We start from the raw sequence: 14063 nt of genomic DNA, 5'->3' as shown, positions 1-14063 counted from the left end.
TATAAAACATATTTTCTACTATGAGGGGGGTCCATAATGTTTAATGCTAAACCTAAACAACTCTCGTTTTTAGATCTATTCTCCCACATAAAGGCTTCAGCCCTCTACAAGTCTTGATGCCCTCTTGGGCTTGTTTAGTAAATTCATCGACTTATCCAACTACATACCTTCTTCTTTCTATAATGCTCACTACAAATACTTCGGCAAGCTCAGAATACTTCTCTTTAGACTCTATGCTCCTGTGCTTCTTTGTCCAAAAATTACTCAAACTCAATACTTTGACTCAGCTTCGTGCTGTGCTCCTTATACTGTTATGAACTTCGCACATTCTGTAATCTTCATGGCAATGTTCCTTCTATTTCTACCTTCTCTCGCTTCAGAAAAATCTTTAACACACAAATCCATAAACTTTTCCAAAATATCTCTATCCACGCACACAATATTTCTATCCAACAATATCCTGAACTTGCTTCAATCTTAATCTTCGATTACTTTTGGTATCGTTCCCCACGTCCATGAAAACAACCCTAAAATCATTCAATCACTTTTGAAAAATACCTCAAAAGCTAACCCGCAGCTTTCTTCTGACAAAATCGACTCTCTTGTTTATTCTTCTTTGCCTAAAACTGCTAATGCTAATTCAAATATCCGTCTTATGTTCACAAATGGCCATTTCTGCTGGGCTCTAAAATTTGCTGTAATATACATGCGCCCTCGGTATCCCCTTAGCTTTACTCCCTCTGTTTAACTCTGATTCCCCTTCTTCTGACCCTATTCTGAAGATGGTGTCCCCATCTGTAAAAAGTTCAACCAACCTTTTAAATTTGAAAGCAAATGTCAAGGTAAAAATCGCTCTTTGCGCTTTAAATGGACTCGCCCTATGTCCCAAATTCAAAGATGGCAAGTGCACCTGCTCTTGCCCTCAGCCTTGTTCTACCTCTAAATCAGGTTCAATAGCTACACTTACCCTGATGACTTTCGATCTTCCCCTAGCATCAACAGAAATTCCCAACACTTTATTAATCTCTGCAAAAACGTCTCGCTGTAGAGTAGACTATTTACCACCTAAAATCCTATATGGTCTCTGATACTATCTACACTTATGACCATGTTTCCATTTTCTCTGATTTCTCACTTCTTCTCCATTACTTATTCGCTCTTATTTTTCCTCGCTCACAACATCACACTCTATTGTTCTAAACTAACTGTTAAAAAACTGAACAAACTTAAAAAACTTATCGCTTAAAACTACAATTTTTCTTGAATCCTTAACCTATCAAAAAATTTTGGTTTTGTTTTTTACTTGACCTTCTAAAATTTCAATCTTAGAAGGCTTAGGATATTATTGTCTTTTTTAAACTTTTCAATTTTTGTCATACAACTGTTGTTGCATATCTCCGCTTATATTGATAATATATGGTTACAATTCTACTCTTCTCTTTACCTTTTGATTGTTTTTTCTTTCTTGGCATCTGTTACCTTCAATCACCACCTATTTTGCAAACGGCTAATACAATACTGGTTAATAGCTTTTTTATAGACGCTCTAGATAAGTGTTACTATGTTTTATAAAAATTTAAAAAAGTTCTGTTTCCATTTTTACAATTGTAGCAAAATATGTGTATATAAAATATATTTTCTTGCTAGAGCTGTGACTCAAATGTCCAAAATCAAATCTAAACAACTTTTTTCTCTAAATTAACTATCAAAAAACTTGACAAACTCAAAAAATTTAGTAGCTTAAAATTATAATTTTTTGCAAATTGTTGAACCATAAATATTTTAGTTTTGGTTTTTTGAGCAGCTAAAAATTAGAGTTTAGAAAATTTTGAATTTTATTTACTTTTTTAAACTTTTCAATTTTTGTTATACAATTGTTGTTATATATTAGTCTCTATATTGATGATATATGGCTATAATTTTACTCTCTTTTACATTTTAATTGTATTTCATACCTGTCATGGTATCATTCAGCTTTGATTACCATCTATTAGCAGGCTGTTAACATAATACTAAAAATTCAGCATTTAAATTTCTACTTTTATAAAAACTCTACTCCAACATTATACATCCAATGAAGTAATATTGACGGATGTATGCTTCTTGTCCAATATGAAAGAAATGCCAGAAGTATCCCTAGTGGTAGTCTTAATAATAAATTAATAGTAAAGTCTGCTGCGCTGTGAAAAACAAAAGCAAATATTATTCCATTTAGTATAATACTTGCAATCGGCCTCATTGATTTTAATAATAGCGAAAGAATTATGCCTCTTGCTAACAACTCTTCGGTAAATGCTACAAAAAAATTGTGTATAATTAAAATTAAGAATAGTTCAGTAGACAGTTTTTGTTTAACGTATAGTATTACACATGCGGACATTATTATTAACAATACAACTGAAAAAATATACCACTTGTTTTTGTTTGGTAATACATTTATCTCTTTAAGTTTTAACCTTTTAAAAAAAAGCACATAAAACATAGGAAATATACCAAAAAATATAGAGAATGGGATTGAATATTGAAACATTAAATCCTTTAAACTTGAATAATTCATTTCCTCTGTAAATGGTTTACTGGCAACTATGGTTAGTATCATTAGCCAACCTATATAAAGTACAAACGGTATAAATATAAGACCACATATTTCAATGTATAAATGAAGATATATTGGATATAGTTGCCTAACTTTTTTTACATCAGGTAGCTTGTTCTTCATTTAATTCCTCCTTTGAAGTATTCGCGTGCTCTAAATTTTGTTGTCTTAGTAAACTGAGTATTGTATTGTAAAAATTGTAATACATTGAGCAATATGGATCTTTACTTAATACATCACTATTTTTATAGAAAGCATTTGCACGACATCCTCCTCCACATAAGTACCTAAACTTACAAGCATTGCATTCTTTAATAAAGTCAACAGTAATAAATTTAAACAATAACCTGCTGGCGGACATAAGAATCTCCGGTATTGCCATATCTTTTATATTCCCAAACTTAAAAAATTCGTCGTGAAGCATATGACATGGATACACATCTCCGTTTGCAGCAATACTCAACAACCTTTTACCTGCTTCACAGCTTAATCTAGTTTCAAATTCGAAATTTTCTATTTTTGTATTTTCAATATCTTGATCCCATTTGATTTTATATAATGAATTATCATCAAATTCAAATTCCTTACATTCATCTCTATTATTGTTATTACAAACAAGAATGCTATAACTAAAAGGAACACCTAATTTTTCGCTTAATAATTTATACTCATTCATGACCCCAACATTTTGTCTATGTAATGTTACAATCATACTTACATTAATTTCATTTTCTTTTAATACTCTTATTGTGTCGATCACTCTGTTATATATCCATGCTGGTCTAATATAACTTATATTTTCATTGTATCCATCAATCGAAACTGAGACTTCATTCACACACTCTTTAACAACATTAATCAGTTTTTCCGGAAAATAAATGCCATTTGTAATTAAACAAACGTATTCAATTGATATATTCTTTATTTCTCTTAGCAAAACTTCTAAATCATCCCTTAATGTAGGTTCTCCTCCAGATATAATAACTCTCTTAAGGCCATAGTTTTTTAATTGTTTAATGCTATCTACAAAAACATCTACAGATAGATCAAAATCTTCTTTGTTTCTGTACTTATTAAATGAATAACACCCTTTGCAATATATATTGCAATTATTTGTAAAATGCAGATATATAGCATCTATTTCATTGTTTGTGATAAGGGTTGAACTACTATTAAGACTTTTGAGAATCTCACATTCCAACAAAGTAGAAAACCAATTTTTCTCCTCCTGGGTAAATTCATCAAAACTTATGGTATCCTTTTTTAAAATTCTTTTTAAAAAATTATAGCCCTCTTCATTAAATGCTATTACACTACCTAATTCAAAATTACCTATAAAGGGTATATCATCAACAAAGTATATAAGTGAATTTTCTGAGATTTTAAAAACCTCCATTGTAAACACCTCCGAAATATCCTAAAGACAAGCCCCTCTAGGGGGCTTGTCTTTTTACAAATTATAATTTTATTGGAATTCCCCAAACAACAGCAATTGTTTTCCCCACTGATTTGCATATACCGTTTACCCCAATCTCAATGCAACTACTCTTTTTTGTTTTCTTTTTTGCCAATAACATATCTTTCACCTCCTTCTTTCTTTTTAATATTTTGGTTGAAATTATATTCTTATCCCTCTTATATCGCTCCCAATTGTTTTACAACCAATTAATGGCGCTCCTATATATATACACCCTGCTTTTCTCTTATTAGATTTAACTATCAACATAACTTTCACCCCCCTTTCTTTTTTAATTTTTAATCAAACATCTTGCGATAATTGAAATAATTAAATTTTGCATAATTTGCTACGTTATTTATAAGTCTATGTCATAGACTGTACACCAAGAAAGTTTATTTTTGTTCAAGCAATTGGATGATATTCAATTTTTTCACAATCTCATATTAATTCCATTCTTCTCTGCAATTACTCCAACAGTTGCACAAGCACCAAGAACACCTATCTTTATGCATCCTTGTTTATTTTTATTTTGTTTCTTTATAATCATATTATCCCTCCCCCCATTTTAAATTATTTATCCTGGTGTACAGTCGATGAAGCTATTTAATCGCTTTTTCTTAACCATTTTCTTTTCGCTTATAATATAGCAAATAGATTTTAAATCTAAATAAAAATTATGTAAAATGTTTGTTGAATATTGATGGAAACAAACCTAAACTTTTGTGTAATATTTTTTGACCATAGAATATGCAAGCTTTTTAGCTTATTTTAATTTGTCATTCGAAATTACAAATGCTTTCGTGTATGTCAAAAAATGTAAAGGTTTCATTTGACCCAATTTATAAATTGACACCTGTAAAAAGTTTATATCCACAAAACAATTTTTTCAACATTCTTCCACATTTTTTTGCTATCTAAAATGTTTCTTCATCTATATTTACTTCCAAAATACATATATAGCGGCAAAATAACTCCCGCTTCGAAAAAATTTTTATTACCAATTCTCACCAATAAATTTCTCAATTTAGTTGCTCAACCATGTTAGTGGTTCATAGTTTCCTTCTATATGGCTCTGAACATCCTAAAACTACTACCAAATCTTCACGATTCAAGTTTTAAAATACCATTATCTTTAAATTATAGAATAGTTGTAATGCAGAAAAATGTCTATTTCTAAATTGTTAGAAATGTGTCTACTGAAAAACTTGAGAATTAAACAGAACAACAAATTTTTTGTTCAGTATAAAAAATTTTTTGAAGATTTGTTTGACTTAATTATGTTTATTTCATTGTCCAAGTCTATTTTCTATTGAAAATGAGCAACAAATTTTTAAATTAAAATATTCCAATCATATGCAAAATTTTCAACAAGACTTTTTTCGCCAATTTTTAGTCTGTTATTTTTTGTTTTTCCCATCGGGCTATTTTGTAATAAAATGCTCTTTTTCTGCAAAATTCTTCTTGGAATTTCTATGCAAATTTTATCTTATACACTCTTATACTGTCAATCCCGTTTTTTTTTTTTTTTTTTTTTAGACGATATTTCGCCAATTTTTGAGCTAAAGTTATGTTTTTCTTAAAATAGCTTAAATTTGCTTCAATTTTCTTGGGTTTAGAATAAGACAAAGTTGCTACTATCGTAGGATTCAAGTTAAAACTAAACTCTATATGAACCAGAGAAAAAGATAAGTGGCTGTCCCAAACCAATAATTTTTAATATCCAGAAAGAAGCATTTGATACAATTAAATGTCAATATTGAACTATATATTAAACAAAAAGAGGGTTGGGTAGTAGTTCTATCCCAATCCTCTTTTATTAATTTTGCTAATTCTTCCATGTTATAGGCAATACAAAGCAAACTCTACTTTAGCTTTACTCCTTTTAATCCCCTGAGCAGGAATCTTCTAAATCCTTTATTGTTTTTAATAATGCCAAATACCGTCTCAACTTCTATCTTTCTCTTCCTGTAAATCTTTTTGCCCTCTTCGCTCAATAACCTTTGCCTTACCTCTTCCTTCAATTTCTCTATCCTCAGTCTTACGCTGAATCTCTTCTTCCATCTCTTACCATTGTAACATCTATCCCTGTATTTACAACCATTACAAATCTCTTCACATTGATATACCTTTTCATAGCTTACAAATCCTCTCTCATTTGTACTTACCTTCGAATACAAATATTTAATTCTCTTACCTGCAGGACAAATGTATATATCTTCTTCTGGTATATATTCCCAGTTCTTTACCTTGAAAATATCTTTCTTAAATCTCCTTGTCTGTTCCAGGTCAAATGTGTTATACTTGATGTAGCTATTGATGCCACATTTTTTCAGATAAAGGTAGTTTTCTTCCGAACCATAGTCACTGTTTGCTACAATATTTTTGGGCTTGTGGCGTATTATCTTTTCTACAAGCTCAAGATGTTCTTTTAAGCAGACAGTATCTGTGGAACTTTGGTGGATGCTAAAACCTATTACAAATTGGTTTTGTGTGCCAATTTGTACATTATACCCGGCTTTTAATTCCCATTTTTCATATGGTCTTCCTTCATCCTCTATATAAGTGGCATCATTGTCTGTTTTTGAAAAACTATTTCTACCATTTAAAATCTGCTCATAAGACTCATATTTCTTGAGTCTTAATTTTACAAGTTTTTTTACTCTCCTTTCTTTTCTTTTGTTCTCAAAACTAGCTTTTGCTAGTTTTTGGGTAAGCTTTTCAACTTTCTGTTCAAGCTCTTTGCTATCATAATCAGCTTCTAAACCAACATCCAGCTCACCAAGAGTTCTATCTTCTTCCTCGTTTATCCTTTCTATCTCATCAAAGATGTTTTTTACTTTTTCTCTTAATTTCTTTTTGTATGTTCTTGTACTTTTTGTCCATACAATCGTATACTTGCTCGCATTTGCTTCAATCTTTGTCCTGTCAAGATAATAATACTCAAAGTTTACATACCATAGCTTTACAAGAAGTTCAATAACTTCCGCAAAAATCCCTTCAATGCAATCAAATATTATTTCTTTTCTGAATCTATTGATAGTTCTAAAATCAGGAGTCTGAAGTTTTGAAAGCCACATAAAGGTTATGTTTTCCTCAAGTGCTTTTGCTATTTTTCTTGAAGAGTATATCCCCTGTATGTAGGCATAGATAAGGACTTTTAAAAGCATCAAAGGATGGTAACTAGAAGTTCCGCCACCTTTGTATTTTTGTACTATGTGAGATGTATCTATTTTATCAATAATTTTATCGATTATTCTTACCAGATGAGTTTGAGGGATAAAGGATTCAGGGTCGATTGGCATTATTAATTGGTTTGGATTATATTCTTTGAAGACTATTTTATCATGTTTGCGAGGTATATTGATTTTCCTAATATAATCAATTTTGAAATATTATATCATAAATATATTAAGGTGCAAATATAGTAAAAATAAAGAGGCTGTCACCTTATCTTTTTTGGATAGCCCTCTGATGATGGTTATCCAATCCTTTGTGCAGATAGCATTGATTTGACAGGTGATGGCAGGGATGAGATATTGCTGTGGGATGAAAAGAAAATGTTTATTTACACCCAGCAAGACAATGGTATTAAGTCAAATGTACTCATTCCAAACAAATATCCCACTATAAATGGCTCAAACTATAGAGGGGAGTTCTCTTTTTATAATACTTAAAAAACAAGGGACTGGTACCACTCATTGGCATCAGTCCCTTATCATTTTTAAGTTTATTCACACCATGCACGACTAAGATAATTTTTGATTTCTTTTGCATCCTTCTTTTCGCCCACAATCTCAAATGTCCCTGTAAACTTTATGTCTTCTGAAGATGCTCCTACCATGACCTCAACAGTGCCAGGTGAAATTACCCTATTCATATCATAATCATAGTACGCAAATTGGTCGGGGAAGATTTCAAATACAACCTTCTTCTTTTCACCAGGCTTTAAGTGTACTCTCTTGTAAGCTTTGAGCTCTTTTACAGGGCGGGTTACCAAGAACTCTTCTTTTCTTGTGTAAAGCTGAACTATTTCATCGCCTGCGTACTTGCCTGTGTTCTCAACCTCAACTGAGATTTTAATGCTCTCATCCATGGAAATCTTTTCTTTTTCAATTGCAAAGTTTTTGTACTCAAAAGTGGTGTATGAAAGTCCATAGCCAAACGGCAGGAAAGGCTTTGTTGACATCTCAACATAGTCCCCATGCCAGCAAGACTTTCCACCAGACGGTTTGTGCCCGTAATAAACCGGAACCTGTCCTACATCCCTTGGGAAGGATATTGCAAGCTTGCCGCCAGGGTTGTAGTCACCGAAAAGAACATCTGCCACAGCTTCTGCTCCTTCTTCGCCTGGGAACCAAGCTTCTAAAATAGCCTTTGCTTTTTGCCAGATGCCTTCTAGCGCAACAGGTCTTCCATTTACAAGCACAACTACAATATTCTCATTTACCTTTGAAACCTCTTCAATGAGCTTTTCCTGCACTCCAGGAAGTTTTAAGCTTGCCCTATCTCTTGACTCACCTGATGTGCAATCAAGCCTCAAACCTGCCTTGTCACCAACAACCAAAATGACTACATCTGCACCCTGTGCTGCCTTTTTTGCTTCTTCAAAACCAGATTCATCTTGATTATTAACATCACAGCCTTTTGCATATACAACCTCAGCTTTGTTTTGAACTCTGTCTTTTATAGCCTCTAAGATGGATTTTATATTGATTACTTTTCTTACAAACTCTTCTTCATTGCCAACACCTTTGTCTTCCTTTATGAAGAACATCTCAAGTGTTGCTATGTGTGCTGGATACGAATAGTCACCCAAGAGGTTTCTCACAGAGTCTGCGTTTGGTCCAATCACTGCAATCTTCTTTACATCATTTGAAAGTGGCAGGAAATTGTCATTCTTCAAAAGTACCATGGACTCTTGTGCGACTTTTCTTGAAAGCTCTCTTTGTTCTTTGTTGTCAAAAAGCTCCAAAATACCTTCGGTTTTGATATATGGGTTGTCAAAAAGACCAAGCCTGAACTTCATCTCTAATACTCTCTTTACAGCGGCATCAACAACCGCCATGTCAAACTTTCCTTCTTTTAATGCTTTTATAAACTCTTCTGTGAAACATTCTATTTTCGGCAGTTCAATGTCAAGCCCTGCCCAAAGTGAAATGTATGCTGCCTCTGCATATGTTTTTACTGCCTTGTGATAGTCAAGGATATTTCTTACACCTGCATAGTCTGAAACAAAAATTCCGTCAAATCCCCATTCGCCCCTTGCAATGTCTGTTAAAAGCTTTCTATTTGCATGGCAAGGGATTCCGTCAATCTCATGATAAGCTGGCATGATAGATTTTAGCCCCGCAACCTTTACTGCAACCTCAAACGGATAAAGATACACTTCTCTGAGTTCTCTTTCAGGAATGTGGACAGGCGCCCAGTTCATTCCGCCTTCTGACATTGCATACCCAACAAAGTGCTTACCTGTTGCAACTATGCCGTCTTTTATGTCATCACCTTGGATACCTTTTACATAGCTCACAGCCATATTTGCAACAAGATAAGGGTCTTCTCCAAACGTCTCTTCAACCCTTCCCCAACGCGCATCCCGCGCAACGTCAATAAGCGGTGCTAAAGCTTGATGTGCACCTACCGCTTTCATCTGAGTTTTTATTACTTTTGCAAGTTCTTCAACAATCTCATTGTCAAATGTGCATGCAACACCTATGCTCTGTGGAAATACTGTTGCACCCTTTGCCATAAAACCTGAGCAAGACTCTTCATGAATCATTGCAGGAATTCCAAGGCGTGTGTTTTCAACCAGAAACTTTTGGATCTCATTTGCAGTTTTTGCTGCTTCATCAGGGCTCAAGTTGCTTGCACCTGCAACTCTTGTTATTTGACCAATTCCGTGTGGTATAAGCCTTTTAGCTTTTTCAGGTGAAAACTTATCATTTTCCAAGATGTCCTGAACAAGCACGCTTGTGAGCTGATACACCTTCTCCTCAACTGTCATCTTCTGTAAAAGTTCTTGTACCTTCTTTTCAATTGACACCTCTACACACACCTCCAATTTTTCTAAATCTTTAAAAATTGTGCTGGGGGTAAAAAGGGTTTTAAATAAAACAGAAAGCGTTTTCAACTAATTTTAAAAGGAAAGGCAACCTTTTCACATCTTTTGTTGCCTTTACATTTGATTTAATTATATCATTTCATATGATTGTATTTCAACTATATTTTTTATTGAAGATAGTGTCAAGAGTTTGTAGGAAATAATTTTTTATTAGAACATACCTGCATTATAGAAGCTACAACTAATCAAAGACTTTAATGCTCTTCGTAACTGGTTAACTTTGCCATTTGCTATAACTGGTATATTATTCCACTTTTCCGTACCTTTTCGTACTCTTTTCCCGTTCTTTATAATTCCTTTTGCTATTTCTTTAACTTCTTGCCTTTCTGCTTTCTTGGCTTTTATCTTCTCTAAATATACATTCATAAGTTCAAAACCATTGTATTTTAAACTCAATAACTTTACCATGGTCTCTGCTATATCTTCACTCCATCCTCTTGGTCTTGAACTCATCCTCTCTGCTAATACATGACTTACATGCCCTTCTGCACTACATCCCTTTATATTAACATTCGCTGCTTCTAATACTATATTATCCCAGTGCGAAAGTATGTATCTCCTTCCCTTCTTTATCCTCCTCTTAGCTAACTCATCTTCTTTAACCTCCTCCATCTTTTCTTTTACTAATGCCTCAAATCTCTCTCTATCCTTCTCTCTTAATGCTTTCAAAATCTCATTAAATAATTTTCTATCCCCTCCTGCTATTTTCATTATCTCCTTCGTTAAGTGAAACTTATCTAATACAAATTCCGCTCCATCTATCCACTCTAATCCCTTCTTTATCCAATTAGCTCCATCTCCTAAAAGATATATGTTTTCTATCTTCTCAACTTCAAAATTCTCTTCAATATACTTACCCACTTTTGCCCAAAAATCATCTGCATCCTCTTTTACACTGCTAAAATAATGCAAATCCTTTAATTCCTTCCTAATAACAACGCCCTTCTCTTCCTTATATCCCGTATTTATGTAAGCAAGCTTCGCTATCTCTTTCTTCCCATTCTGTAATGAAATATGGTCTTCATCCGCCTCTATATAAAGCTCTTTTACAACTTTCTTCTCTCCTCTTACACTCTTGCTATGCTGGATTTCATCTAATTCTTTACTATCTATCCCTTTCAAAATATTCATTACACTTTGTCTACTAATCCTATCCTCCCCTAATACTTCCTTTGCTGCCTTCTCATATGACATGTCTACTACTCTCTCTATTATCGCTCCCTTTACCGCATTGTCTATCCTTTGATATCTCTCTATCCCTAAAACTATATCAACTAAATAAACATATCCTTTGCCTTCCTTATCTTTGTAATATGTTCTCTCATATTCAATATCACCAAATATTGTCTTTAAACCCCTCTTGTCTCTCCTCACAACCTCATACCTCTTCTTCCTCTCTTCGTTTACTTTCAATGATTCATCTATAAGTTCACATACTTCCTTTATCATCTCCTTGCCTATCAGGTCTAACTGCTTCTTAAGTTCAATTGAATATTCCGCTAAATCCTTCTCCCTTTTCACTATCTTCTCTAATCCTTCCTCAAAAGTCTTTAAAAGTTCTTCTATTTTTGATACAATATTTTCAGTCATTTTGCTCCCTCCTTTGGTTTGTTTTTCCTTTTCCTTTTTTTTATTTTTCATCATTATATTCTACTTCATTTTTTCTCTTCTACCAAGAGGAGGGAGCTTTTTTCCATCCAATGTCCTATAAATATTTTACACTAAGTTTATTGAATTGCATACCCTCTTAACAGAAAACTTATTATCCCAGTAATAAACGCCATAATAAGGGAAATTACCAGGGTTGTTCTCAAGACCTTTGACTCCGCGCCAATTGCATCAATTGCAGCAGCTGCATTTTGAAGCTTTGACGGTGATATCCCAGAGGCAAGCCCACCACCGAAAGCCACTGCTGCAACCATCAAAAGTGGAGACAGCTCAAGCAAGTTTGAGGTTTCAATGGTATACTTTGCAAACATGGCAATGGTAGATGTTTCAGTACCTGTAATGAAACCGCCTAAGATGCCCAAATATGGAGCAATAAAAGCATATATGTTTTTGAATCCCTTTGCCGAATATTCTGCAAGCACATAAACAATGTTGTGCGTCCTTTTCAAAAGTTCATAGCCATTTTGTGTCTTTTGATAGCCTGAGTACATCATGACATAAGCCATCAGGAAAAACACTGTTGAAGACCAGAACGGTTTTGGAATTCTTGATTTTGTCTTTTCCCATACACTCTTCAGTTGCTTGCCATTCATCTTGAAGATGAAGATTGAAATAATTGTTGAGAGCAATATCCATGTGTACGACTGCCAGATTACTCTTGTGAAAATGGGCTTTATTTTTGGTCCTTTCATTACTTCAATCGGCATTGAAAGTTTGTCATACAAAAATTCTCTTATAGGAGTAATGAGATTTGTAATGAGAATAAAGACAACCAGCAGTATCCACGGAGATGTTGCTTTTATTATCCCCATTGTCTTTTCAACTTTTCTATCTTCCTCTGTAAAATGGCTTGAGTCATATACTCTTTTGCCAAGAAGTTTGAGAATTACCATCATAACAAGCATTATTAGGATTCCTGCGAAAATACCAGTAATAACTGGCGCTTTTACCAAAATTGCAAGTTCTGCTGCTGCATAAGATGTAAGCCCAACAATTATGGCAGGCACAAACCCTCTTTTTACAAACTTGCTATTTCCAATTATAAAAAGCATTGCAAGTGATATTGTAAACGAAACAACTCCAACAAACGGCAAAAAGTACCTTGCAGCTGTTATCAAATCCACATTTGCAATCTGTGAAAATACAACCAAAGGTGTGCCAAGAAGAGCATATGTACACAGCGCATCAAACCCGACTGCAGACAGGGCAATTGCAGCAAAGGTAGAATAACCAAGCCCAATCAAAATTGGTGGAAGCACAGTCACAGGAACAGCTCCGGTTGCTGCCAGAAAGGTCCCAAATCCCACGTTCAAAATAAGTGCCTGAAACACTTTGTCATCCTTTGACAAACCTTTTACAAATACAATAATTCTTCTCATCGCACCTGCTGACTCCATTACATTGAGCTGCAGGATTGATGTGACAACAACTAAGGATACAGGAAGTGCTGCTAAAAAGCCCATAATAGATGATTTTAGAACAACATCAAATGAGGTTTTAAAATACAAAATGGCAATCAAAGCTGTTGCCACCCATCCGACAAGCCCTGCAACGTCTGCAGTCTTCTTTGCAAAGATGAGAAGAAATAAGACAAGTAAAATTGGCAAGACACTTAAAAATAAATCCATACTACCATCAATCCCCTTTCTACCATCCTACAGATTTTATTCTCAAGACCAGCGCAAAATCCCATTTTGAGCTGGCCATCCTACCAGTTCTACACCCTCATACTTCAAACATCTTTTCAAGCATGAAAAGTCCCATCTTTGTTTTGAAGTATTTGTGCTTTATACTCTTTATTGTTTCGACGTCCATAGAGTCTTCATGTATATTTACAAGAAAATCTGCTTCAACAAGGATTTGAAAGTCAATGTCATCTATCTTTGAATATGAATGATGATTGCCGATAAGAAAAAGAATCCTCTCAATTTTATCTTTTTCAACATCTATGTGCGACAAAATTTCTTTTGCAACCTCTGGTCCTTCAATCTCTTGCAGATGACCTGCTGTTGAGCCATATTTTTGCTCACACACCTTAATCCCAATATCATGCAAAAGTGCAGCAGCTTCTAAAATATACTGTTTTTTGCCGTCCAAACCTTCCGCCTTTCCAATCAGTCTTGCAAATGAAAATACTTTGAGCGCATGGTTTATTCTTCTCACATCATTTTTGAAATATTTTATCATCTCTAAGGCAATTAAATCAATAGAGTCCATCGCAA

The 14063-nt window shown here is 33.9% G+C and carries 7 protein-coding genes and 1 pseudogene; 1 reads left to right on the top strand and 7 read right to left on the bottom strand.

All coding sequences use genetic code 11. From position 1 onward, the window contains the following. The first annotated feature begins 36 nt into the window (after nucleotides 1–36). A pseudogene (locus CALKRO_RS13190) lies at nucleotides 37–1246 on the top strand (transposase). 795 nt (nucleotides 1247–2041) lie between these two features. Here the strand turns inward: CALKRO_RS13190 and CALKRO_RS00925 are convergent. The 7 genes from CALKRO_RS00925 to CALKRO_RS00890 all read right to left on the bottom strand — a co-directional run bounded on the left by CALKRO_RS00925 (nucleotide 2042) and on the right by CALKRO_RS00890 (nucleotide 14058). Beyond that, complete coding sequence (locus CALKRO_RS00925) at nucleotides 2042–2719, bottom strand: CPBP family intramembrane glutamic endopeptidase (protein WP_013429260.1); 678 nt, start codon at nucleotides 2717–2719, stop codon at nucleotides 2042–2044. Beyond that, nucleotides 2700–3992 carry a radical SAM/SPASM domain-containing protein gene (locus CALKRO_RS00920; protein WP_013429259.1) on the bottom strand — a complete coding sequence of 431 codons (1293 nt, stop codon included), beginning with the start codon at nucleotides 3990–3992 and terminating at the stop codon, nucleotides 2700–2702. The genes CALKRO_RS00925 and CALKRO_RS00920 overlap by 20 nt, the downstream gene beginning before the upstream one ends. A 1925-nt stretch (nucleotides 3993–5917) precedes the next feature. After that, nucleotides 5918–7357 carry an IS1182 family transposase gene (locus CALKRO_RS00910; protein ID WP_237699109.1) on the bottom strand — a complete coding sequence of 480 codons (1440 nt, stop codon included), beginning with the start codon at nucleotides 7355–7357 and terminating at the stop codon, nucleotides 5918–5920. Between the two features lie 425 nt (nucleotides 7358–7782). After that, nucleotides 7783–10095, bottom strand: a complete 2313-nt coding sequence (locus CALKRO_RS00905) for a glycoside hydrolase family 3 N-terminal domain-containing protein (protein WP_013429254.1) — start codon at nucleotides 10093–10095, stop codon at nucleotides 7783–7785. A gap of 228 nt (nucleotides 10096–10323) precedes the next feature. Then, nucleotides 10324–11763, bottom strand: coding sequence for an ISLre2-like element ISCbe4 family transposase (locus CALKRO_RS00900; protein WP_013429253.1), 1440 nt, complete (start codon nucleotides 11761–11763; stop codon nucleotides 10324–10326). 137 nt (nucleotides 11764–11900) lie between these two features. Further along, a complete protein-coding gene (locus CALKRO_RS00895; RefSeq protein ID WP_013429252.1) occupies nucleotides 11901–13469 on the bottom strand; it encodes an L-lactate permease in 1569 nt (522 codons plus the stop codon). A gap of 97 nt (nucleotides 13470–13566) precedes the next feature. Next, nucleotides 13567–14058, bottom strand: coding sequence for an HD domain-containing protein (locus tag CALKRO_RS00890; RefSeq protein WP_013429251.1), 492 nt, complete (start codon nucleotides 14056–14058; stop codon nucleotides 13567–13569). Between the last annotated feature and the right edge of the window lie 5 nt (nucleotides 14059–14063).

Source organism: Caldicellulosiruptor kronotskyensis 2002 (genome assembly GCF_000166775.1).
In the GTDB taxonomy this organism is placed as follows: Bacteria; Bacillota; Thermoanaerobacteria; order Caldicellulosiruptorales; family Caldicellulosiruptoraceae; genus Caldicellulosiruptor; species Caldicellulosiruptor kronotskyensis.
This window is presented reverse-complemented; position numbering and strand designations above follow the sequence as displayed.